The organism is Amycolatopsis magusensis (assembly GCF_017875555.1).
Lineage (GTDB): Bacteria > Actinomycetota > Actinomycetes > Mycobacteriales > Pseudonocardiaceae > Amycolatopsis > Amycolatopsis magusensis.
This window is the reverse complement of sequence record NZ_JAGGMS010000001.1, coordinates 7,120,721-7,141,890: the sequence shown is the minus strand read 5'-3', so window position 1 is coordinate 7,141,890 and position 21,170 is coordinate 7,120,721. Positions and strand designations below refer to the sequence as shown.

20 protein-coding genes are annotated in these 21,170 nt (G+C 71.7%); 6 read left to right on the top strand and 14 right to left on the bottom strand.

The window, feature by feature from the left end; all coding sequences use genetic code 11:
• Positions 1–8: 8 nt before the first annotated feature.
• From sbnB to JOM49_RS31710, 6 genes are all read right to left on the bottom strand, one after another.
• A complete protein-coding gene (gene sbnB, locus JOM49_RS31735) occupies positions 9–1,046 on the bottom strand; it encodes a 2,3-diaminopropionate biosynthesis protein SbnB (RefSeq protein WP_209667848.1) in 1,038 nt (345 codons plus the stop codon).
• Positions 1,047–1,133: 87 nt separating this feature from the next.
• Entirely contained in the window at positions 1,134–2,498 is a 1,365-nt protein-coding gene (locus JOM49_RS31730) for a preATP grasp domain-containing protein (RefSeq protein ID WP_209667847.1), read from the bottom strand.
• Positions 2,499–2,529: 31 nt separating this feature from the next.
• A complete protein-coding gene (gene fabG / locus JOM49_RS31725) occupies positions 2,530–3,270 on the bottom strand; it encodes a 3-oxoacyl-ACP reductase FabG (RefSeq protein WP_209667846.1) in 741 nt (246 codons plus the stop codon).
• The gene (locus JOM49_RS31720; protein WP_209667845.1) at positions 3,267–4,367 is read right to left on the bottom strand and encodes a beta-ketoacyl synthase N-terminal-like domain-containing protein; all 1,101 of its coding nucleotides are present in this window, start codon (positions 4,365–4,367) and stop codon (positions 3,267–3,269) included. Before JOM49_RS31720 ends, fabG begins: the two co-directional genes overlap by 4 nt.
• Positions 4,364–5,611: a beta-ketoacyl-[acyl-carrier-protein] synthase family protein gene (locus tag JOM49_RS31715; protein ID WP_209667844.1), complete on the bottom strand. Its 1,248-nt coding sequence runs from the start codon at positions 5,609–5,611 to the stop codon at positions 4,364–4,366. Before JOM49_RS31715 ends, JOM49_RS31720 begins: the two co-directional genes overlap by 4 nt.
• A gap of 6 nt (positions 5,612–5,617) precedes the next feature.
• Positions 5,618–5,869, bottom strand: a complete 252-nt coding sequence (locus JOM49_RS31710; protein ID WP_209667843.1) for an acyl carrier protein — start codon at positions 5,867–5,869, stop codon at positions 5,618–5,620.
• A 164-nt stretch (positions 5,870–6,033) separates the two neighbouring features.
• Between JOM49_RS31710 and JOM49_RS31705 the strand changes: the two genes are divergently transcribed.
• The gene (locus tag JOM49_RS31705; RefSeq protein ID WP_209667842.1) at positions 6,034–7,497 is read left to right on the top strand and encodes an acyl-CoA carboxylase subunit beta; all 1,464 of its coding nucleotides are present in this window, start codon (positions 6,034–6,036) and stop codon (positions 7,495–7,497) included.
• A gap of 171 nt (positions 7,498–7,668) precedes the next feature.
• On the opposite strand, the gene JOM49_RS31700 is transcribed toward JOM49_RS31705, so the two are convergent.
• The 3 genes from JOM49_RS31700 to JOM49_RS31690 all read right to left on the bottom strand — a co-directional run bounded on the left by JOM49_RS31700 (position 7,669) and on the right by JOM49_RS31690 (position 10,403).
• Entirely contained in the window at positions 7,669–8,427 is a 759-nt protein-coding gene (locus tag JOM49_RS31700) for an AfsR/SARP family transcriptional regulator (protein ID WP_209667841.1), read from the bottom strand.
• Between the two features lie 438 nt (positions 8,428–8,865).
• Positions 8,866–9,630 (bottom strand): class I SAM-dependent methyltransferase, encoded by a 765-nt coding sequence (locus JOM49_RS31695; RefSeq protein ID WP_209667840.1) that lies wholly within the window; start codon positions 9,628–9,630, stop codon positions 8,866–8,868.
• A 122-nt stretch (positions 9,631–9,752) separates the two neighbouring features.
• Positions 9,753–10,403: a TetR/AcrR family transcriptional regulator gene (locus JOM49_RS31690; protein ID WP_209667839.1), complete on the bottom strand. Its 651-nt coding sequence runs from the start codon at positions 10,401–10,403 to the stop codon at positions 9,753–9,755.
• 87 nt (positions 10,404–10,490) lie between these two features.
• Between JOM49_RS31690 and JOM49_RS31685 the strand changes: the two genes are divergently transcribed.
• Positions 10,491–11,435, top strand: a complete 945-nt coding sequence (locus tag JOM49_RS31685; RefSeq protein ID WP_209667838.1) for an NAD(P)-dependent alcohol dehydrogenase — start codon at positions 10,491–10,493, stop codon at positions 11,433–11,435.
• Positions 11,436–11,442: 7 nt separating this feature from the next.
• Here JOM49_RS31685 and JOM49_RS31680 read toward each other — a convergent pair whose 3' ends face one another.
• Genes JOM49_RS31680 through JOM49_RS31670 form a run of 3 tightly spaced genes read right to left on the bottom strand, consistent with a single transcriptional unit; the run spans position 11,443 to position 15,766 of the window.
• Positions 11,443–13,149: an ABC transporter ATP-binding protein gene (locus JOM49_RS31680; RefSeq protein WP_209667837.1), complete on the bottom strand. Its 1,707-nt coding sequence runs from the start codon at positions 13,147–13,149 to the stop codon at positions 11,443–11,445.
• On the bottom strand, positions 13,146–14,870 hold the full coding sequence (locus tag JOM49_RS31675; RefSeq protein ID WP_209667836.1) for an ABC transporter ATP-binding protein: 1,725 nt from the start codon (positions 14,868–14,870) through the stop codon (positions 13,146–13,148). The genes JOM49_RS31680 and JOM49_RS31675 overlap by 4 nt, the downstream gene beginning before the upstream one ends.
• Positions 14,870–15,766 carry an alpha/beta hydrolase gene (locus JOM49_RS31670; protein ID WP_209671847.1) on the bottom strand — a complete coding sequence of 299 codons (897 nt, stop codon included), beginning with the start codon at positions 15,764–15,766 and terminating at the stop codon, positions 14,870–14,872. Before JOM49_RS31670 ends, JOM49_RS31675 begins: the two co-directional genes overlap by 1 nt.
• Before the next feature lie 95 nt (positions 15,767–15,861).
• Between JOM49_RS31670 and JOM49_RS31665 the strand changes: the two genes are divergently transcribed.
• Complete coding sequence (locus tag JOM49_RS31665; RefSeq protein WP_209667835.1) at positions 15,862–16,896, top strand: helix-turn-helix domain-containing protein; 1,035 nt, start codon at positions 15,862–15,864, stop codon at positions 16,894–16,896.
• Positions 16,897–16,905: 9 nt separating this feature from the next.
• Here JOM49_RS31665 and JOM49_RS31660 read toward each other — a convergent pair whose 3' ends face one another.
• Positions 16,906–17,799 carry an RNA polymerase sigma-70 factor gene (locus JOM49_RS31660; protein WP_209667834.1) on the bottom strand — a complete coding sequence of 298 codons (894 nt, stop codon included), beginning with the start codon at positions 17,797–17,799 and terminating at the stop codon, positions 16,906–16,908.
• A 165-nt stretch (positions 17,800–17,964) separates the two neighbouring features.
• Between JOM49_RS31660 and JOM49_RS31655 the strand changes: the two genes are divergently transcribed.
• Positions 17,965–18,450 (top strand): carboxymuconolactone decarboxylase family protein, encoded by a 486-nt coding sequence (locus JOM49_RS31655; protein ID WP_209667833.1) that lies wholly within the window; start codon positions 17,965–17,967, stop codon positions 18,448–18,450.
• 35 nt (positions 18,451–18,485) lie between these two features.
• Here the strand turns inward: JOM49_RS31655 and JOM49_RS44200 are convergent, their stop codons facing one another.
• Positions 18,486–19,082: a TetR/AcrR family transcriptional regulator gene (locus JOM49_RS44200; RefSeq protein WP_209667832.1), complete on the bottom strand. Its 597-nt coding sequence runs from the start codon at positions 19,080–19,082 to the stop codon at positions 18,486–18,488.
• Positions 19,083–19,121: 39 nt separating this feature from the next.
• Here JOM49_RS44200 and JOM49_RS31645 point away from each other — a divergent pair, with 39 nt between their 5' ends.
• Both JOM49_RS31645 and alr read left to right on the top strand, forming a co-directional pair.
• Positions 19,122–19,619 (top strand): pyridoxamine 5'-phosphate oxidase family protein, encoded by a 498-nt coding sequence (locus JOM49_RS31645; RefSeq protein WP_209667831.1) that lies wholly within the window; start codon positions 19,122–19,124, stop codon positions 19,617–19,619.
• A 315-nt stretch (positions 19,620–19,934) separates the two neighbouring features.
• Positions 19,935–21,116 carry an alanine racemase gene (alr, locus tag JOM49_RS31640; RefSeq protein WP_308158940.1) on the top strand — a complete coding sequence of 394 codons (1,182 nt, stop codon included), beginning with the start codon at positions 19,935–19,937 and terminating at the stop codon, positions 21,114–21,116.
• Positions 21,117–21,170: the final 54 nt, after the last annotated feature.

Sequence of the window (21,170 nt, the reverse complement as noted above, 5' to 3'; positions counted from 1 at the left end):
CGCCCGCGTCACCGCTTGCCGTACCGGTCTAGTTCGAAGAAGAAGTCGGCCACGGTGTGCAGTTCACCGGCCGCCCGGAGCTGGTCCAGCACGTGCCTGCCCACCGCGAGGTCGAGCACGCCGAGCCCGAACGGCGAGAACACCAGCGGGCGCCCGGCGGGCGGGGTGAACGCGCCGGTCATCACGTCGTGCAGGGTGCCGGAGAGGAACTCCCGGCCGCCGGTGGCCTGCTCGGCCAGGTGCACCGAGGTGTTCGCCTTGAGGCAGTGCTCGACGTCGTCGACCACGTTGACCGAGGCGAGGATGACCTCCGGGGCCAGGTCCCGCAGCGAAACGTGCAGCACCAGCGGCGCGTGGTCGAAGGCGCTCACGTCGTGGACGTGCGGTTCCCCGGCGACGGTGGCGAAGACGACCAGATCGCTCGCGCGGATCAGGTCCTCGGCGGTCTCGTACGTGGTGCTTCCGGACTGGCCCGAAGCGCTCAGGTAGTCCCGGAAACCGGCCGCGTGCGCGGTACTGAGGTCGAACACGCCCGCGTCCTCGAACTCCCAGCCGGTGCCCGCGAGGAACGTGTGCACGTAGCGGGCGATCAGGCCGGTGCCGACGAACCCGATGCGCCGCGGACGGCCCCGGTCCCGGCTGAGCCAGTCCGCGGCGAGCGCCGCCGAAGCCGCCGTGCGGGTGGCGCTGATGATGGAACTTTCCATGCACGCCAGCGGATAACCGGTCGCCTGATCGTTGAGCACCAGCACCGCCGAGGCGCGGGGGAGCCCGGCGGCCACGTTCTCCGGGAAGCTGGAGATCCACTTGATGCCGTCCACCCCCCGCTCACCACCGAGCGACGCGGGCAACGCGATGATCCGCGACGACGGCCGATCCGGGAACCGCAGGAAGTACGACGGCGGATTCACCGTGTGCCCCGCCCCGTGCAGCCGGTACGCCGATTCGACCAGCTCCACCAGCGACTTCTCCTGACCCGCGAGCACCTGGTGCACCTGGGCCCCCGACACCACCGCGAACTCCGGCACCGAGTCGATCTCGTTCATAGAAGAACTCCTGTGTTGTCTGCCGCGCCTCCGGCACGGCGGGCGAGGTCGCTTCTGAGCCGACCTCGCGTGGCTGGGGAAATCGGTTCAGGGGGCGAGCAGGGTGGCGAGACCGGCGCTGATCCGGGTGTCCAGCTCGGCCAGTTCCGCTTCCGTGGTGGCGATCAGCAGCCCGTAGAGGCGACCGGCGAAGGGTTCCGTGCCCGCCCCGGCGTTCACCGTGGCGAAGTTGTTCACCAGCAGGCCACTGCCCGCGCCGTCGAACAGCAGCTCGCCCAGGGCATCGCGGAGGCGGTCGAAGGGCAGCGCCGAGGTCAGCCGCACCGGATAGTGGCGGGCCATGGCGAACTGGCCCCGGTCGACGAACCGCTCCTGCAGCACCACCTGATACGTCGACATGTTGTTGCGCGCGTTGATCTCCAGCACCGGGAACAGCCCGCCGTCCGGTTCCACCAGCGCGTCGACCCCGACCACGCCGTAGTAACCGTCCTCGGCCAGCCGGGCGCCGAGCAGCGCGGCGGTCTCCTCCAGTATCCGCACCTGCGCCTCGTCGAGCCGCGCCGGGAAACGGTGTCCCTTGTGGACGCCGCCCTCGGTGATCGCCTCCTTGACGAAGTCGAACCGGGTGGTCCCGTCCCGCCCGACGGTGAACTGGTAGTTCAGGTCGGCCTTCTTCTCCACCCACTCCTCGATGACGAACGCGATCCGCTCCCGCCCGGCCCGCCGCGCGGTGGTGTCGATCATCCGGCGCAGCCTGTCCAGCCGCTTCTCCCCGTTGACCACGGAGATGCCCTTGCCGGAGACGCCGAACGCCTCCTTCACCACCACCTGCGAGCCGTCGGCGAGCACCTTCCCGGCCGCGGTCACCGCTTCGGCGAGCTGGTCGAGCGTGTCGCACGCCCAGCCGCCCGGCTGCCGGATCCCCAGCTCGTCGGCGAGGCGACGACTGTAGACCTTGCTGTTGACCGCCTTGCACAACGCGGCCGGGGGCGCGGCGAGCGGGATGCCGGTCTGCGCGGCCAGCTCTTCCTCCAAAGTGGACACACCGTGGGCGAGCAGGTGCGCGCCGCCGGAGGCCAGCTCGGCCAGTTCCCGCACCAGTGCCGGATCGGCGAGCGCGTCCTCGGTGACGTTGCGCCCCGGGTCGGACACCGCCGGGACGTGAACCTCCGGCAGGTCGAGCCCGAGATCGGCGAGGTAGGCGTGGTACGCCGGGTCCGGGGCGTCCTTGAGCACCACGTGATCGCCCTTGCCGCCGAGCAGCAGCGCGAACTCGTCCATGCTGTTGACCACCGCGGTGCCGCCGGCGGCGGACACCCGCGGCAGGCCCTGCTCGTCGGCCGCCCAGTGCTCCTCGACCTCGAAGTTGCCGAGGAACACCAGCGGCGGTTCGGCGGAGCCGAGCACGGCGGTCTTGAGCCGGGGGATGAAGGCGGGGTTTCCAGTGTCCATTTCGGCCTCTCGCGATGGGGTGGCCGGCCCGTCAGACGACCAGGCCGCCGTTGATCTCGAACACGCTTCCGGTGATGTAGGCGGCCCGCCCGGAAACCAGGTAGGACACCAGTTCGGCGACCTCGTCGGCCTGGCCGAACCGGCGCAGCGGGATGGTCCGCAGCAGCTTGTCCCTGGCCTGCTCGCCCATCTGGCCGATCATGTCGGTGTCGATCAGCCCGGGTGCCACGGCGTTGACCCGCACGCCGAACCGGCCGACCTCCTTCGCCAGCGCCTTGGTGAACCCGATGACGCCGCTCTTGGACGCCGAGTAGTTGGTCTGCGTGGGATTGCCGTGCACACCCGACACCGAGGACAGGGTGACCACGCTGCCCGCCCGCTGCTTGATCATCCGGAACACCGCCGGGCGGCAGACGTGGTAGACACCGTCCAGATTGGTCCGCAGCACCTGCGACCAGTCCGGTTCCGGCATCAGCGCCAGCGAGCCGTCCTTGGTGATGCCCGCCGAGGTGACCACCGCTTCCGGCGGGCCGAGTTCGCCCGCGGTGCGGTCGATCCAGGCGGCGGTGGCCTCGTGGTCGGTGACGTCCACCTTGGTGCCGACCGCGAGGCCGCCGAGTTCGCGGACCTCCTTGGTCAGCGTCTCGGCCGCGTTCTCGTCGCCGCGGTAGCAGAACGCCACGTCGAACCCGTCCTGCGCGAGGCGCAGCACCACGGCCCGGCCGATGCCCCGGGACCCGCCGCTGACCAGTGCGACCTTCGGCGCGGTCACCGTGACCCTCCGAGCTCGAACAACGCGCACGCCACCGAACCGTCGTCGTCGACGGCGGTCACCACGGCGTGGTCGCGGTCGCCACGTCCGGCGCCCTCCGCGACGCTGAGGACGGCGGCGAGCTGGAACAACGCCGTCGCCGACGAGGTGTCGCCGATCAACCCGCTGTCCGGCACGCGATCCACCACCTCGTCACCGAACAACTCGCGCAGCACCGCCGACTCGACCGCGTTGCCGTTCGTGTCGAGGAAGTCGCCGCCGGTCGCCGCCCACACCCGGTGGGCGCCGACGCCGGCGCGCGTGAGCATCGACCGCACCGCCGCGGTGATCGCGCCGGGCAGGTACCCGTCAAGGCAGACGCGCGAGTCGGAACCGGCCAGGGTGGCCAGCACGGTGCGCCCGGCCGGGACCTGGTCGGCCGGCTCCACCAGGAACATCGCGCAGCCCTCACCCATGGCGCGCGCCGCCGGGCCGCCGCGCCGGTGGTGTTCCACCCAGGAGCGGGCGGGGGAGTACTCCTCGGCGGCGCCGCAGAGCACGCGGGCGGCCCGGCCGGCGCGCAGCAGCCGCCGGGAGTAGTCCAGCGCCTGCAGCCCGGTGGTGCGCCCGGCCGCGATGGTGGCGTTGGGGCCCTTCAGCCCGTGCCAGATCGCGGCCTGCCCGGCGGCGCAGTTCATCACGCAGCCGGGAACCGCGGCGGGCTCGACGTGATCGGGCTTGTCGCCGGTCAGCGACGCCCTGGTCAGGTTCATCATGCTCTGGGCGCTGCCGGTGGTGGTGCCGAGTACGAAACCGATGTCGTCACGGGCGGCGCCCGGCGGGACTTCGAGGTCGGCCAGCAGGTTCTTCGCCGCGACCACGGTCAGCCCGCTGACCCGGTTCATCGCCCTGGTGCCCTTGTTGCCGAGGTACTCGCGCGGCTCGAACCCGGGCACCGTGCCCGCCATCGCTTCGGGGACCCGCGACCAGCGGTCCGGGTCCGGCGGGGCCGTGGCCACCCGCCGGGACCGCACCCCTTCGGCGAAACAGACCCGGTCGGGGCCGAACGGCGAGATCGCCGTCCACGCCGAGATCACCGGCGCCGTCGTCGTGCTCATACCCCTACCGCCTGTCCGTCGTAGCGGCCGAAGAGCACCACGGAGTTGTTGCCCCCGAAGGCCCAGCCGTTGTTCTGCACGATCCGCAGGTCGGCTTCCACCGAGGTGTTGGGCACGCAGTCGATCGCGCACTCCGGATCGGTTTCCACGTGGTTGATGGTGGGCGGGATGAACCGGTCGGTGATCGCCACCGAGCAGCCGATCGCGGCCAGCGCGCTCGCCGCGCCCATCGTGTGCCCGAGCATGGACTTCATCGACACCACGCGGGGCGGGCGCTCGCCGAAGGTGTCGCGGATCGCGGCGGTCTCGGTCAGGTCGTTGGCCTTGGTCCCGGTGCCGTGCGCGGAGATCAGGTCCACCTCGCCGGGTTTCACCCCGGCGTTGGCCAGCGCCAGTTCCATGCACCGGGCGATGCCGCCCTGGTGCGGGGCGACCGGGTGGTGCGCGTCGCAGGAAAGCCCGTACCCGAGCACCTCGGCGTAGATCCGCGCACCGCGGGCCGTCGCGGACTCCAGGCTTTCCAGCAGCAGGATCCCGGCGCCCTCACCGGTGAGGATGCCCATCCGGTTGCGGTCGAAGGGGCGGCAGCAGTCCGGCGCGATGCTGCGCAGCCGGTAGAAGGAGGTGAAGGTCTTGCGGCACACCGCGTCCGCGCCCCCGCAGAGCGCGTAGTCGGCGTCCCCGAAGCGGATCGCGTCGAAGGAGTTGCCGATCGCGTAGTTTCCCGCCGAGCAGGCGGTGACGATGGTCGAAGTCTCCACATTGGACAGCTCGAGCTCGCGGGCGATCGAGGTGGCCAGCCGGCCGGCGGAGATCCGCCGGGCCAGCCGGGGGCTCATCGACTCCGGGCCGCCGTGAAGTTCCATCGACACCAGCTGGTCGAGTTCGTGGGACTCGCCGTCGGTGCTGCCCACCGAGATCAGGCAGCGGGCCTCGGCCAGCGCCTCCTGCGACAGCCCGGAGTCCGTGAGCGCGAGCCTCGCCGCGGCGGTGGAGAACCGGCTGGCCCGCCCGAGCTCCTCGAAGTCGATCTGCCGGATCCACCGCTCCGGCTCGAAATCGGTGACCTCGCACCCGTTCACGTGCTCGAACCCGGTGGTGTCGAACACGCTGATCGGCCGGACGTTGCTGCGCCCGGCCCGCAGTGCGGCGCTGAACTCGGCGACCCCGGTGCCGATGCTGGAGACCACCCCGAGTCCGGTGATCACCACCCGGCGGCCGGGATCGGCTGGCTGCGAAGGCATCCGGGCCTACCAGCGCGCGGATTCGGCGACGACCCCGTACACGTTCCGCAGGTCGGTCATCCGCGAGAACTGCGCCTGGTCGATGCTGACGCCGAAGGTGCGCTCCAGCGCGGCGAGCACGTCCATCAGCGCCAGCGAGTCCGCCTCGTGCTCCTCGACGAACAGGCTGGTCTCGGTCAGCTGGTCGGGTTCGAGCTCCAGGTGCTCGCAGACGATCGCCCGGATCTGGTCCATACGTGCGGAGACTGCCGTCGTCATGAGGGCTCCCGGTAGGAAAGTGTTGACTGGCAAGGAAAAAGGTCAGGGTGACGCAGGAGGGAAGCTATGCGGATCCGGTGACAGGCGCCTGACCGGGCGCTGACAGGCCGGCGGCGTCGGTGAACTGTCAGCAACCGGTCAACCACACCCGGCACGCTCGGCGCATGAGTCAGGACGTCACGGACCTCGCCCCGGAGCTGCCGCCGCTGGATTCCCGCGACGCCACCGGGCGGGTGCTCGCGCTCACCGACCCCGGCTCGTTCGTCGAACTGGGCAGCCGGGCCCGGCACCACGCCACCGGCTTCGGCATGGCCGCCAAGCGCCCGCCGGGCGACGGGGTGGTCACCGGGCTCGGCCGGATCGACGGCCGCGACATCGCGTTGTTCGCCCAGGACCCCACGGTGATCGGCGGCTCGCTCGGCGAGACGCACGCCCGCAAGATCACCAGGGTGCTCGACCACGCCGACCGTTCACGGGTGCCGGTGGTCGGCCTGCTCGACTCCGGTGGCGCCCGCATCCAGGAAGGTGTCGGCGCGCTCGACGGCTACGGCGAGATCTTCGCGCGCAATGTCGCGTTGTCCGGGAAGGTGCCGCAGATCAGCGTGGTGCTGGGGACCTGCGCCGGTGGCGCGGTGTACTCCCCGGCGCTGACCGACGTGGTGATCATGCGCCGGGGCGCGCGGATGTTCCTCACCGGACCGCGGGTGGTGCACGCGGTGACGCACGAGGACGTCGGCCCGGAGGAACTCGGCGGGGTCGACGTGCACACCCGGCGGTCCGGCGTGGTGCACCTGGAGTGCGCGGACGCGGCGGAGGGGTTCGCGCTGGCCCGCCGCGTGCTCGGCTACCTGCCCGCCTCCTGCTGGGAGCCGGCGCCGGTGGCGCTGTCCCGCGAGCCCGAGCCGATGCCCGAGGTGCCGTCGAACCCGCGGCTGACCTTCGACGTGCGAGGGGTCGCCAGGGCGATCGTGGACGGCGGCAGCTTCCTCGAACTCCAGCCGGACTTCGCCCGCAACGTGGTGATCGGCTTCGCCAGGCTGGACGGTATGGCGATCGGCGTGATCGCCAACCAGCCCCGGTCACGCGCCGGGACGCTGGACATCTCCTCGGCCGAGAAGGCCGCCCGGTTCGTCCGCATGTGCGACGCCTTCGGCCTGCCGATGCTGACCCTGGTGGACACCCCCGGATTCCTGCCGGGAACCGCGCAGGAATCGGCGGGGGTGATCCGCAAGGGCGCCAAACTGCTGCACGCCTACGCGAACGCGACCGTGCCCCGGGTGACCGTGGTGCTGCGCAAGGCCTTCGGCGGCGCCTACATCGTGATGAACTCGCGCTCGCTGGGGGCGGACGCGGTGTTCGCCTGGCCCACCGCGGAACTGGCGGTGATGGGCCCCGAAGGCGCGGTGGACGTCATCCACCGCCGGGAACTCGCCGCCGACCCGGCGAGCCGCGACGAGCTGATCGAGCGGTACCGGTCGACGGTGATGAGCGCGGAGGTGGCGGCGGGCAGGCTGTCGGTGGACGAGGTGATCACCCCGGAACGCACCCGGCAGGTGGTGAGCACGGTGCTGCGCGCCCGTGCGCGGGGCATGCAGCACCGCTACCGCCACGACAACCTGCCGCAGTGAGGTGCGAGCTAGGCGCTGTCCGGCAAGTCAAGTCGCGCTCTCCGCGCCCAGGCGGTCCCTGGCGGCACGGGCGAGTTCGGCCGAGTACGGCCAGTACGAGGCCGAATCGCCCGCACCGCCAGGAACCACCTGGATCACGAAGCCCATCGACCGGACTCACCGGAGGAGCGCCTAATCGAGCACCCGGTCCTGCACCAGGATCGCCTGGTAGAGCTGCCGCATGGTGCGGCCGGGTTCCAGGCCGAGTTCGGTGCCGAGCCAGCCGCGGGTGCGGTGGAACACCGACACCGCCTCGCTCTGCCTGCCGGTGCGGTACAGCGCGAGCATCAGGTACTCGCTGAGCCGCTCCCGGCCGGGGTTCTCGGCGGCCAGTTGCCGGAGTTCGTGCACCACGCCGCGTTCGTCGCCGACCGCCAGCCGCGCGGCGATCAGGTCCTCCTGCACGGTGAGCCGTCGTTCGTCGAGGTGCGCGGCGGCCGAGCGGCACCGGCTGCCGTCGAGCACGTCGAGCAGCGCGCCACCCCGCCACAGCAGCAGGGATTCGCGGAGCAGCTCGATCGCTTCCTGCGGCACGGTCTCCACCAGCCCGGCGCCACGCCGGGACAGGGTCAGGAAGCGGCTGGTGTCCACCGAATCCGGCGGCACGTCCAGCAGGTACCCGCCGCTGACCGTGCGGACCAGTTCCTCGCCGGGCTGCCCGGTGACCGATTCGAGCAGTTTGCGCAGGCGGGCGATGTTGGCCTGCAACGCGTTGCGCGAGTTGGCGATGGAGGTCTCACCCCAGAGCTCGTCGGACAGCTGCTCCAGGGACAGTGCTTTTCCCGGGGAAAGCGCCAGCAGGGCCAGCACGGTGCGGACCTTGCGAGAGCCGACCCCGTATCTTCGCCCGCCGTGGGTCAATGACAGCGAGCCGAGCAGATCGATTTCCATTCCAGTTATTCCCCCATCGTCAGCGAGGGCGCCCGGACTCCCGCCGGTCCGGCGCCTGCTTGAAAATTAGTCAAGATGGTGGCAGGGGAAATAAATGCGAGGTACCTCCATTTGGACCAAATGGGGCACTTACCTGCGGGTAGGCCAGAAATGTCCCACTGCTTGACACCGCCGGTCCGGTCATATCCTGGAATGGGTCCGGTTTGGGATGAATAGGTGGTAGTAGTACCACCGACGATGGTGGTGCTAGGCCTACCCCCGTGCATTTGCCGTCATTTCTACCCGCACCAATCAATTTGTCGAGCACGGCGAAGCGTACGCAATAAGCGCCGCGGCCGGTAGGTTAATGGTGTTCACGAAGCAGGTTCGGGCCGCCGGGTAAAGGGCCGTCCGCGCGAGGGGAAAAGTGTGCCCGGCACACTCTGGGTAGGTCTTTGTTCAGGAATCGGCCGTTCGCCGGGCCGTGACCAGCCAGGCCCGCGAGTCGAACCAGACGCCGTCGGCCCGCAGATGAGCGGCCATGGTGGAGCGCAGCCGGTCGCGGACGCGTGCGGCCTCGGCGGGGTCGAGGTGGCGCAGCGGATCAGCCGCCATGCGCAGCATAAGCACGGCTTCGACGGCGGCCTCGGGGTCCGCGCCGTAGAAAACGGGCTCGTCGAGGCCGGTGAGGCGCACGTCGGTGAACCCGGCCGCGGTCAGCACGGCCTCCACCTCGGCCGGATCACCCAGCGAGAAGGCGCCCGCGTCGTTCGCCGGGGGCTCGCTGCCGAGTGCCCGGTGGACCTCGGCCACCCATTCCTGCCGGTCACCGGCCTGCCAGACCAGCTGGACCAGCCGCGCCCCCGGCCGCAGCGCGCGCCCGATGTTGGTGAACGCCCGGACCGGATCGGTGAAGAACATCGTGCCGAACCGGCTCATCCCGAGGGTGAACCCACCCGCGGGGAACGGGTGGACCTGCGCGTCCGCCTGCTCGAAGCGCACGTTGCCGAGCCGCTCCGCCGCGGCGAGCCGGCGCGCGTGCGCCACCATCGCCGGTGAGGTGTCGACGCCGAGCGCGCTGCCCGCGCTCGCCAGCCCGGCGGCCGCCCGGGTGGTCTGCCCGCCACCACAGCCGATGTCGAGCACCCTGTCCTCGGCCCCGATGTCCAGCGCCGCGCTCAGCCGCCGCTGGTACCGCCGCAGTTCGGCGTCGTAGTCGAACACGCACCTGCCCCCTCTTCCGCCGGGTGGATCACCAGCATCCCAGCTCACACAGGAGGAAGCGCCGGCCACTGCGGATACCCTCCGGCGGGCCGGGGGCGGGGTTTTTCCGGGCCGGGGTAGGCCTAGATGTGGTGGAGGGTCAACGGGGGTGCCGGGGGCAGGGGATCGAGCGGCGCGGTCTGCCAGGCGGCGAGCATCGAGGCCACCAGCCGCCCGGAGGCCGCGGCGACCACGGCGGTGGGCTGGCCCGCCAGCTCGGCTGCCACCCCGCTGTTGGCCATGACCAGCAGCACGAGATCGGTGGTGGTGAACTCGGGACGCAGCTTCCCGGTCGCCTGCGCGCGGCGGATCAGCTCGCCCAGCCCCCGTTCGGCGTCCCCGCGGACCCGCTCGAAGTCCACCGCGCCGGGGAAGGCGGTCAGGAACGCGCCGGTGAACCCGCGGTCGGCGATCTGCATGCGGCACACCGTCTCCACCGCGGTGCGGAACCCGCGCCACGGATCCGGGTCCGCCAGCGCTTCGTCCACAACGGACACACAGCCGACCAGCTGGTCGGTGAACACCTCGGTGATCAGCGCCTCCCTGGTGGGGAACCGGCGGTACAGGGTGGCCACGCCGACCCCGGCCCGGCGGGCGATCGCGGCCATCGGCGCGTCCAGCCCGCGATCGGCGAAGACCTCCCGAGCCGCGGCCAGGATGCGGGTGCGGTTGTGCCGCGCGTCCGCGCGCAACGGGGGCGCGGCGGGTGCTTTGTGAGAGGAATCGGCACGCATGTCTCTCACCTTAGGGCCATGCGGAAACCTGCGTCCGGTTAGCGCGTTGGCTTGGGCAGCGACGACGGTCCGAGAGAGGAAAGCAGAATGCGCGCAGCGTTGTACGACCGGTACGGCGGTCCCGGAGTGCTCTACGAAGGAACTGTGCCCGCCCCCGTTCCCCGGGCGGGTGAAGTGCTGGTCCGCGTCCACGCCACCAGTGTGAACGGTGGCGAACCCACCGTCCGGGCGGGAAAACTGCGAGCGGTGGCCGGCCGGGGATTCCCGAAGCGGACCGGGGTCGACTTCGCCGGTGAGGTGGCCGCGCTGGGGAACGGTGTTTCGCGATTCACGATCGGGGACCGGGTGTGGGGTGTCCTGGGCCGGACTTTCGGCACCGCGGCCGAATACGTGGCCGTGTCGGCCGACCGCCCGGCCCTCGCCCCCGCCGGACTGGACCTGGTGCGAGCGGCCGCGCTTCCCGCCGCCGGTACGACCGCGCTCACGGCACTGCGTGACAAAGCCCGGCTCGGCAGCGGTGAACGGCTGCTGGTCCGGGGCGGCGCGGGTGGGGTCGGCAGTATCGCGGTGCAGCTGGGCCGTGCCTACGGCGCCCACGTCACGGCACTGGCCGGGGCGAAGCACCTGGATTTCGTGCGCGAACTCGGCGCGGACGAGGCACTGGATTACTCCACCACCGCCCCGGAGGACCTCGGCCGGTTCGACGTCGTCCTGGACACCGTGGGCACGCGGTTCGCCGACTTCCGGCGGCTGCTCTCACCCACGGGCCGGATGGTGGCGATCACCTTCGACAGCGCCCGCCTCCTGCGTTCGGTGGGTGCCCTGCTGGCCGCCGCCGTCTTCGACCGCCGCGTGCACGCCTTCAGCGGCAACCCCCGCCACGACCTGCTCGCGGACCTGACGCGGCTGACCGAGGCGGGGGACATCGAACCGGTGGTGGACCGGACCTACCCGCTGGCCGAGATCGCCGAAGCGCACCGGGCCTTCGAAGCGGGCGGTATCCGGGGGAAGCTGGTGGTCACCGTGGCCTGAGCGCGGTTCACGGTGCCGCCGTGGTGAGTTCCCAGAAATCGGCGTAGCGGCCGCCGGCGTGGAGCAGGTCCTCGTGCGTGCCTGCTTCCACGATCCGGCCGCGATCGAGGAAGACGACCCGGTCGGCCCGCCGGACGGTCCGCAGCCGGTGGGCCACCAGCACCACGGTCCGCCCCGCCATCAGGCGCTCGATCCCTTCGTGGACGGCCATTTCGTTCGCCGGGTCCAGCGCGGAGGTGACTTCGTCGAGCAGCACGATCGGCGCGTCCTTCAGCAGTGCCCGCGCGATCGAGACCCGCTGGCGTTCACCACCGGACAGCAGCGCGCCGCCCTCGCCGACCTTCGCCGACCAGCCGCCGGGCAGCCGCTCGATCACCTCGTCCAGCCGTGCCGCCGTCGCGGCTTCGCGCACCTCGGCTTCGGTCGCGTGGGGACGGCCGAGGCGCACGTTCTCCTCGATCGTGCCGTCGAACAGGTAGACCCGCTGGAAGACGATGGCGATCCGCGCCATCAACGCCTCCGTGCTGATCGAGCGCACGTCGACCCCGCCCACGCGCACCGCGCCCGAGTCCACGTCGTAGAACCGCGCGAGCAACTGCAGCAGGGTGCTCTTGCCCCCGCCCGACGGCCCGACCACCGCGAGCCGCTGTCCTTCCGGGACGGACAGCGACAGCCCGTCGGCCACCGTCCGGTCGCCGTGCCGGAAGACCACCGAATCGAACTCCAGCGCGTGACCCCGAGGCTGGAGCGGCGTGTGTGGCTCCGGCAGCGGTTCGGTGCGCAGCACCTCGTCGAGCCTGCCCAGTTCGGCCCGCGCACCCCGCAGTTTGCCGCCGATGTCCGACAACGACAGCAGTGGATCCGCGCAGCGCGCCGCCAGCACCAGGATCGCCAGCACCTCCGCCGCGCCGATGTCCCCGCCGAGCGCGAGCAGGGCACCGAGCACCAGCAGCCCGGTGAACGCCATCTGCACCGCCAGCGTCAAGCCCACCACGCCCGGCAGCGCGGCCAGCGTGGAGCGGCGGCCCGCGCGCTGCACCTCCCGCAGCGAGTCGTCGAGCAGCCGGAACCGTTCGGTGGTCCGGCCACCGGCCCGCAGCACCGGTTGCGCCTGAAGGAATTCGATGACCCGCCCGGTGGCTTCGTGCCCGCGTGCGGCGCTTTCGGCGTCGGCGGCGGCCATCGAACGTCCCGTCCAGACCTGGATCACCGCCACGATCGGCACGGCGGCCAGTGCGGCCAGCCCGAGCCGCCAGTCGGCGGCGAGCATCACGGCGACGATCGTCAGCGGGGTCACGCAAGCCGAGATGAACGGGGACAACAGATGCGCGATCACCCCCATCGCCTGCAGCACCCCGGGACCGGCCGTCACCGACACCTCGCCGACGCGCTTGGCGTCGTACCAGCCGATGGGCAGCCGGGCCAGGTGGTCGCCGAGGCGGTGGTACATGCCCCGCAGCAGCGTGGTCCCGGAGCGGAAACCGGCGAGGTCACTGCGGAAGCGCAGCACCGCGTAGGCCGCGACCGCGCCGCCGAACGCGATCAGCCACGGCCACGCGGCCGCGGGATCGCCGCCGAAGAGCGCCCGCAGCACCGGGACGAGCAGCGCGCAGGCCAGGCCTTCGGCGATCGCGGTGGTGGTCATCAGCGCGACGGTGCGGCGCACCGGCTTGGCGTACTCGTGGCCCAGCACCCGCAGCAGCAGTCGGATCATCCGAGTTCTTCTCCTTGGTGGGATCGCCAGAACGCGGCGAACTGCCCGCCGCGCGCCAGCAGTTCGGCCGGGCTGCCGCGTTCGGCGATCGACCCGTTCTCCAGCAGCACCACGGTGTCCGCGCCGGCCACCGTCTCCAGCCGGTGCGCGATGACCAGCACGGTCCGCTGACCGTCCGCTGTGGACAATGCTTGGCGTACGGCCAGTTCGGTCCGCGGGTCGGCGAAGGCGGTCGCCTCGTCGAGCACCAGCACGGGTGTGTCGGCGAGCAGGGCGCGGGCGATGGCGATCCGCTGCGCCTCACCACCGGACAGCTCGGCTTCCTCCCCGAGCACGGTCTCGTACCCGCGTGGCAGTTCGAGGATCCGCTCGTGGATGTTCGCCAGCCGGGCCGCGCGGACCACGTCGTCCGGCTCGGCCTCCGGTACCGCCAACGCGATGTTCTCCGCGACGGAGGCGCGCAGCAGGCGGACGTCCTGGAAGACGAACGAGACCAGCCGGTAGAGCTGCTCGCTGGGAAGCTGGCGGAGGTCGACCCCGCCGAGGGAGACCGAACCGTGGTCCGGGTCGAAGAACCGCGGCAGCAGCTGGACCAAAGTGGACTTCCCGCTGCCCGAGGGCCCGGTGATCGCGGTGGTCGTGCCCGGCTCCAGCACCAGGTCGATCCCGCGCAGCACCTCGTGCCCGTCCTCGTAGCCGAACCGGACGTCCCGCAGTTCGACGCGGTGCCCCCGTGGCACGGCCGGGTTTTCCGGCTCCGGCAGCGACTCCACTTCGAGCACGTCCCGGATCCGGCCGACCGCGCGCCGGGCAGCCTGAAGTTCGTCGAAACCGTGGCCGAGCGCGGCCACCGGCGCGGTGAGTCCCAGGCCCAGCAACAGGAACGGCAGCAGGTCCGCCGGGGCCAGGCCGCCGGAGGTGATCAGCACCGTGCCCCCGGCCAGCACCACCAGCACCACGAACGGCGGGGACAGGGCCAGCTGCATACCGGCGGCGGGCCCGGCCATCCCGTGCACCCACCGGTTGAAGGTGGCGACGAACCCGTCCACGGCGGTGCGGAACTTCCGGTGCGCGCGCTCACCCCCGCCGAACGCCTTGACCTCCGAGATGCCCTGCACGAACTCGACCACCGAATCCGAGATCCGGCCCATGCCCTCGTCGAACTCCGCCTGCTCGCGCAGCCGGGACGGCGTCATCATCAGCGGCACCAGCGCCACCGCCAGCACCACCGGGATCAGCGTGATGAGCGTGAGCCGCCAGTCGACCGCGAACAGGTACACCAGCGAGACCAGCGGCACCACGAACGCGGCGACCAGTTCACCGGGGGCGTGCGCGATGAACGGGTGCACGGCACCGACGTCCTCGCCCACGACCTTCGCCAGTTCACCGGTCCGCCGCCGGGAGAACCAGCCGATGGGCACGCGCCCCAGCCGCTCGGCCAGCCGCCGCCGGAAGACCAGTTGCACCCGGCCGTCCAGCAGGTGCCCGATCCCGGCCGAAGCGGCGGTGCACACCAGCCGGACGAACAACCCCACCGCGCCGAACACCACGGCGGCGGACACCGGACCGGACTCGACCGGACCGGGGGAGAGCAGCACCCGGCCCAGTTCGGCGACCGCCAGCAGCGGCGCCAACCCCGCGACGGCGCCGATGACCTGGAAGCCAGCCACGGCCGCGAAATCCCGGCGGAACGGGCGCAGGAGCCCGGTCACGGCGGCCATCAGCCGGCCAGCGCGCGCTGCAGCACGGCGCCGAGTTCGGCGTTCTGCCGCTGCGACACCTCGGCCGACAGGATCGCCTGCGACCCGTGGAAGGTGCCCGCCCACTGGTGCAGTTCGACCGAGACCCCGGCCTGCAGCAGGCGCTGCGCGTAGGCGATGTCCTCGTCGCGGTTCGGGCACAGCTCCGCGGTGGCGATGTAGGCGGGCGGCAGGCCGGTGAGGTCTTCGGCGCACGCCGGGGCCGCGTACGGCGTGACGGGCCGGGAGCCGAGGTAGTGCCGCCAGGCGTCGGTCACCTTGTCGCGGTTCATCCAGGGCGTGGCGGTGAAGTTCCGCGCGGACCACGACTGCTGCGAGTTGTCGAGCCCGGGCTGGTTGAGCAGCTGGAAGCGGATCGGCGGCCCCTGCTCATCACGCGCCCGCAACGCCGTCGCGGCCGCGAGCCCGCCACCGGCGCTGTGCCCGCCGACCGCGATCAGCTCCGGGTCGATGCCGAGTTCGCCCGCGTTCTCGTACGCCCAGGTGAGCACGGCGTAGGCGTCGTCGAGCGCGGCCGGGAAGGGGTTCTCCGGGGCCAGGCGGTAGCCCACGGAGATCACCACGGCACCGGAGTTGTTCGCGATGCGGGAGGCCCACGGGTGCTCGGTTTCCACGTCACCCATGACGAACCCGCCGCCGTGCAGCCAGATGAGCGCGCCGTGGGCCTCGTGCGGGCGGTAGATCCGCACCGGCACGGCCGGGTCGGCGGGCACCGTCCGGTCCTCGACCGCCATACCGGTGGTGTCGGGAGCCGGCACCGAGGTGGCCAGCTTGGCGAAGTGCTCACGCGCGGTGACCGGATCGGCCAGGTCGGCCTTGGGGAAGAGCGGGAGGAACGCTTCGAGTTCGGGATCCATGCCGACGATCCTGCCGGTCGGCGCCGCCGGGATCATCCGCCGCGCGTCGCGCATCCGGCCTGGTTCACGCGCCGATCGTCGCTTACCCTCCGGATATGGAGGCACTCGCCGAACGGCTGTCGCACCTGGACGCGGAAGCCGGGGGCGCGCTGCGGGTCGTGATGTTCTACGACACGCTGATGCGCCGCCGGGTCGATCTGCCCGCCCTCGTGCGGGCTTCGGCCGGGCTGGCCGAATGCGTGGCCGGGGTCCGGCTCCACGGCACGGGCCGGGTGATCCGGGTCGGGCCCGACGGCCGCCGGACCGCCGATGCGGGCGGGGACGCTTCGGTCCAGCTGCCGATCGTCCTCGACGAGGAGGAGATCGGGCTGGCGTGGCTGGAACGGCCGGGCGAGCCCGTGCCGCTCGACGACCTGGTGCTGGCCCGGCTCGCCATCGCCGTCGCGGGCGTGGTCGAGCGCTACGGCCCGGCCCGCACCACGATGGCCGACCCCGCGTTGATCGAGCTCGTCATCGGCGGCGACACCGACGAGGCGGGCCGGGCGCGGGCGTTGCGGTTGCTGGGTTTCGGCGCCGACGTGCCGGTCCGGGTCGCCGCGGTGCGTTCGGAACTGCCGCTGGACCGGGTCGCCGGGGCGATCTGCCCGGGACGGCCGGTGAAAGCGGCGCCGCTGGCCGGGGTGGGCGTGATCCTGGCGTCCACAGTGGACATGGCACGGTTCCCGGCGGGCGTGCACGCGGGTGTCGGCGCCGCGGGCAGCCCCGAATGTTCCTGGCGGGAAGCACGCACGGCCCTGCGCTTCACCACGGCACGGGAACCGGTCGTCCGGTACGCCGGACTGGGGGCACTGGCGCTGCTGGCGCAGGTTCCACCCGAAGTCGTCCGGGCCAACGCCGACGTGGCCGCGATCGCCTGCCTGGCCGGTCAGCCGGACGAGCTGGCGACACTGGACGCCTACTGCGCCACCGGTTCCCTGCGCCGGGCCGCGGACCGGCTCCACCTGCACCACAGCAGCATCGCCCGGCGGCTCGACCAGCTCGGCAAGGCACTCGGCTTCGACCTCACCGAACCCGCCGGGCTGGTCCGGGTCCGGCTCGCGCTCACCGCGTGGCGGCTGCTCGGCGACTGAGATGCCTGATCAGCGGCGCAGGCTGGTCTCCCGGTCCATGTGGGACAGCTTCTCGGGATTGCGCACCGCGTAGAGACCGGTGATCCGGCCCTCGTCGAACCGGACCGCCAGCACGGAGTCGAGTTCGCCGTGGAGCTGGAAGACCAGCGCCGGGTGCCCGTTGACCTGAGCCGGGTGCATCGAGCCCGCGTCGCCGACCCGGCCGAGCCCGGCGGTCAGCACCCGGGCGACCTTGTCCGCGCCGTGGATGGGCCGGAGCACGGCCTGCTTCACGCCGCCGCCGTCGCCGAGCAGGACGACGTCCGGGGAAAGGATGTCGAGCAGGCCCTGCAGATCGCCGGTCTGGACGGCCCGCTGGAACGCCTCGAGCACGGAGCGGGTCTGCGCCGGGGTGACGACTCCGCGCGGGCGGCGCTCCGCGACGTGCGCCCGCGCCCGGTGGGCGATCTGACGAACCGCGGACTCGGTTTTCCCGACGGCTTCGGCGATCTCGTCGTAAGGCAGGTCGAACACCTCGCGCAGCACGAACACCGCCCGCTGCGTCGGGGTGAGCGTTTCCAGCACCAGCAGCATGGCCATCGAGACGCTGTCGGCCAGTTCCACGTCGTCGGCCACGTCGGGCGCGGTGAGCAGCGGCTCGGGCAACCACGAGCCGACGTAGGACTCCTTGCGGCGCCCGAGCGTGCGCAACCGGGTCAGCGCCTGGCGGGTGGCGATCTTGACCAGGTACGCGCGCTGGTCCCGCACCTCGGTGAGGTCCACGTCCACCCACCGCAGCCAGGTCTCCTGCAGCACGTCCTCGGCGTCGGCGGCCGAGCCCAGCATCTCGTAGGCCACGGTGAACAACAGGTTGCGATGGGTGACGAACGCGTCCGTGCTCTCGCTGCCTTCGGTGCCCCGCATGCTGGCTCCCGTCCTTTCCTTCGTCCGGTCCGCCCACCAGACGCCGGGTCCGCCCGATCTGTGACACCGGTGTGACCACCGTCTCCCGCTGTCACAGGATCCGGGGTGACCGGCATCTGGTGTCCGTACCCCCTGCCACGACGAACGAGGAGACACTGAGACACCATGGAAGCCCGATTCGACCTGATGGCCAACGAGGTCGCCGCCAAGTTCAGCAAGCGCTTCATCGGCGCCGCGCTGGTGCTCGAGCACTCGGCGCTGCCCGCGACCACGCAGGAACTTCTCAAGATCAGGGCCAGCCAGCTCAACGGCTGCGGGTTCTGCCTCGACATGCACACCAAGGACGCCGCGGCGGCGGGGGAGAGCGCGGTCCGGCTCGCCCTGATCGCGGCCTGGCGCGAGGCGACGGTGTTCACCGAAGCAGAGCGGGCCGTGCTGGCCTTCGCCGAGGAGGGCACCCGGCTCGCCGACACCGGCCGGGGCGTGTCCGACGAGACGTGGGCCCGGGTGCGCGAGCACTTCGACGACGACCAGGTGGCCGCGCTGGTGTGCCTGGTGGCGATGATCAACGCGGCCAACCGGATGAACGTGATCGTGCGCAACCCGGCGGGTGCCTACGAGCCCGGCATGTTCGCCGCGCTGAGCCGGTGATCGGACAGGCCCCGGATCACCGTCGATCCGGGGCCTTACCCCGGTTCGACGGTGATCGAGGCGAAGGCGCGGGAGAGCAGCGCGGGCAGTGAGCCGCCGGTGGCGACCCAGTCGTCCAGGCAGATGCGGACCGCGCCCATGGCGAGGACCGCGAGCAGGCGCGGCCGCGGGTCGGGCTCGGCTGACGCGGGGAAGCGGGGTGCCAGCAGCCGGGCGATGGCGTCCTCGTAGCGCTGGTAGGTCTGCGTGGTCCAGGCGTGCAGTGCCGGTGATGAGCGGGTGAGGCGGGCGAGTTCCCAGATCTCGTCACGGTGGTCGGAGAAGTGCCCTGCGAGCTCGTCGAACGCCGCGACCAGCGCCGCTTTCGCGGACAGGTGCTCCGGCCGGCGCGCCAGCGCCTCGGTGACCAGCACCAGCCACGGGCCCGTGACGCCTTCCGCGATGGCGCTCTCTTTCGTGCTGTAGTACCGGAAGAAGGTGGCACGGGCGACCTCGGCGTCGGCCGCGATCTGCTCCACCGTGGTGCTCGCGACCCCGTGCCGCCCGGCGAGCCGGGCCGCCGACGCGGCGATGCGGGTGCTGGTCGCCCGCCTCTTGCGGGCGGCGAGACCGTCGGGTTCACTGTGAGACACAGTCTCATTATGTACTCCGTCTCATCGGAAAGGTGCCGCATGGGCGAGAACCAGCGCCGCCAGATCGTCATGTCCGCCGGGGAGATCGCGCGGTTCCTGGACGAGCAGCGCGTGGCCACGCTGGCGACGGTCGGCTCGTCGGGCCAGCCGCACCTGGTGGCGATGTGGTACGCCGTGCTCGACGGGGTGCTGTGGTTCGAGACGAAGGCCAAGTCGCAGAAGGCGGTCAACCTGCGCCGGGACGGCCGGGCCACGGTGATGATCGAGACGGGCCACACCTACGACGCCCTGCGCGGGGTGGCCATCCAGGGCCACGCGACGATCGTCGACGACCCGGACGCGCTGTGGGCGGTCGGGGTCGGCGTGTGGGAGCGGTACAACGGGCCCTACAGCGAAGAGGTCCGGCCGATGGTCGAGTTCATGCTCGCCAAGCGCGTGGCCGTGCGGTTCGACGCCGAGCGGATCCGCTCGTGGGACCACCGCAAGCTCGGCCTGCCCGCGCTGGAGGTCGGCGGGAGCACCGCCGCCCACCTCTGATCAGTCCGGAGTGGACTTTTCAGAGCCGGCTCGGCGGGAACCCGTCGGGTCCATGTGGGGAGGCTCCCGCACCGAGCCGGCGAGGAAAACCGTATCCGGGGTGACTGGTGCCCGGCTCGGCTCCCGCTCGTGGCGCCTCGTACGCCGGTCCCCGGTCGGGCAATTTCCAACCCGGCGCCCGAATGCGCGTCCTTTCGCTGAGTGAAATGAGAAACGGTGATTTCCACGCCGTTCGCGCAATGGCATGGCGCACCCGGGGAAAAAGGGTAAAGTGTGGCCCCCGAGTAAGGGCGAAGCCTATGCCGAGGGGGCAGCATGAGTATTGTCCGGGAGGATTACCGGTGGACTGATGCGCCCGGCGCGGCGACGGCCACCGAATCGCTCGGGATGGCCGTGATCGATCTCGGCGCGATCGCGCACAATACCGAATTGCTGCGGTCACGCTGTTCCGGTGAGCTCATGGCGGTGGTCAAGGCGGACGGCTTCGGGCACGGCGTGCTCCCGGTCGCCACCACCGCGCTCGCGCACGGCGCGACCTGGCTGGGCGTCACCTCGCTCGCCGAGGCGCTGCACCTGCGGGCCGCCGGGATCACCGCGCCGGTGCTGAGCTGGCTCCACCTGCCGGACGAGGACTTCGCCCCGGCCATCGGTGGTGACATCGACCTGTCGGTCTCGTCGGTCGAGCACCTCGACGGCATCGCCGCGAGCGCCGACCGGGCCGGGAAATGCGCGTATGTGCACCTCAAGGTGGATACCGGCCTGTCGCGCAACGGGTCACCGCCGGAGCTGTGGCCAGGGCTGGTCACCGCCGCGCGGCGGCTCGAACGCGCCGGCCTGGTGCGGGTCCGCGGCCTGTGGTCGCACCTGATCAGCGGGAACCACCCCGGCGACCCGTCCGTGGGCGTGCAGTCGAGCCGCTTCGAGGAGGCCTGCGCGCTGGCCGCCGCGCGCGGGCTCGACCCGCGGGTGCGGCACCTGGCCAACTCGGCGGCCGTGCTGACCGCGCCCGCCACCCACCTCGACCTGGCGCGGGCCGGGATCGCGCTGTACGGGGTGGAACCGCTGGCCGGGCACGAATCCGGGCTGCGCCCGGCGATGACGCTGCGGACCAGGGCGAACATGGTCCGGCGGGTGCCGGGCGGCACCGGCGTGTCCTACGACCACGAGTACGTGACCAGTCGGGACACCACCCTGGCGCTGGTCCCGCTGGGCTTCGCCGACGGGGTCCCGCGCCTGGCAGGCGAACGCGCCGAGGTGCTGCTCGGCGGGCGGCGGTGCCGGGTGGCCGGGCGGGTGGCGATGGACCAGTTCGTCGCCGACGCCGGGGACGCGCCCGTGCGCATCGGGGACGAGGTGGTCCTTTTCGGCCCCGGTGAGCAGTCGGAACCGACGGTGGCCGAATGGGCACGGTGGGCGCGCACCAATCCCCACGAAATACTCACCGGAATCGGGAACCGGGTGCCGCGGCGTTACCTTCCGGCCACTCCGGGTGTTTAGCTTGCCGCTTTTCCGGCGAACGGCAGCCGGGGCGCGGATCGGCTTTCCTGGGTT

What these genes read in the sequence shown, in the direction of transcription:
- JOM49_RS31680 (WP_209667837.1), bottom strand. Translation starts at nt 13,149, where the DNA reads ATGATCCGACTGCTGCTGCGGGTGCTGGGCCACGAGTACGCCAAGCCG.
- alr (WP_308158940.1), top strand. Translation starts at nt 19,935, where the DNA reads ATGAGTATTGTCCGGGAGGATTACCGGTGGACTGATGCGCCCGGCGCG.
- JOM49_RS31730 (WP_209667847.1), bottom strand. Translation starts at nt 2,498, where the DNA reads ATGGACACTGGAAACCCCGCCTTCATCCCCCGGCTCAAGACCGCCGTG.
- JOM49_RS31670 (WP_209671847.1), bottom strand. Translation starts at nt 15,766, where the DNA reads ATGGATCCCGAACTCGAAGCGTTCCTCCCGCTCTTCCCCAAGGCCGAC.
- JOM49_RS31700 (WP_209667841.1), bottom strand. Translation starts at nt 8,427, where the DNA reads ATGGAAATCGATCTGCTCGGCTCGCTGTCATTGACCCACGGCGGGCGA.
- JOM49_RS31665 (WP_209667835.1), top strand. Translation starts at nt 15,862, where the DNA reads ATGGAGGCACTCGCCGAACGGCTGTCGCACCTGGACGCGGAAGCCGGG.
- JOM49_RS31720 (WP_209667845.1), bottom strand. Translation starts at nt 4,367, where the DNA reads ATGAGCACGACGACGGCGCCGGTGATCTCGGCGTGGACGGCGATCTCG.
- JOM49_RS31675 (WP_209667836.1), bottom strand. Translation starts at nt 14,870, where the DNA reads ATGGCCGCCGTGACCGGGCTCCTGCGCCCGTTCCGCCGGGATTTCGCG.
- JOM49_RS31705 (WP_209667842.1), top strand. Translation starts at nt 6,034, where the DNA reads ATGAGTCAGGACGTCACGGACCTCGCCCCGGAGCTGCCGCCGCTGGAT.
- JOM49_RS31655 (WP_209667833.1), top strand. Translation starts at nt 17,965, where the DNA reads ATGGAAGCCCGATTCGACCTGATGGCCAACGAGGTCGCCGCCAAGTTC.
- JOM49_RS31710 (WP_209667843.1), bottom strand. Translation starts at nt 5,869, where the DNA reads ATGACGACGGCAGTCTCCGCACGTATGGACCAGATCCGGGCGATCGTC.
- JOM49_RS31660 (WP_209667834.1), bottom strand. Translation starts at nt 17,799, where the DNA reads ATGCGGGGCACCGAAGGCAGCGAGAGCACGGACGCGTTCGTCACCCAT.
- JOM49_RS31690 (WP_209667839.1), bottom strand. Translation starts at nt 10,403, where the DNA reads ATGCGTGCCGATTCCTCTCACAAAGCACCCGCCGCGCCCCCGTTGCGC.
- sbnB (WP_209667848.1), bottom strand. Translation starts at nt 1,046, where the DNA reads ATGAACGAGATCGACTCGGTGCCGGAGTTCGCGGTGGTGTCGGGGGCC.
- JOM49_RS31685 (WP_209667838.1), top strand. Translation starts at nt 10,491, where the DNA reads ATGCGCGCAGCGTTGTACGACCGGTACGGCGGTCCCGGAGTGCTCTAC.
- JOM49_RS31715 (WP_209667844.1), bottom strand. Translation starts at nt 5,611, where the DNA reads ATGCCTTCGCAGCCAGCCGATCCCGGCCGCCGGGTGGTGATCACCGGA.
- JOM49_RS31645 (WP_209667831.1), top strand. Translation starts at nt 19,122, where the DNA reads ATGGGCGAGAACCAGCGCCGCCAGATCGTCATGTCCGCCGGGGAGATC.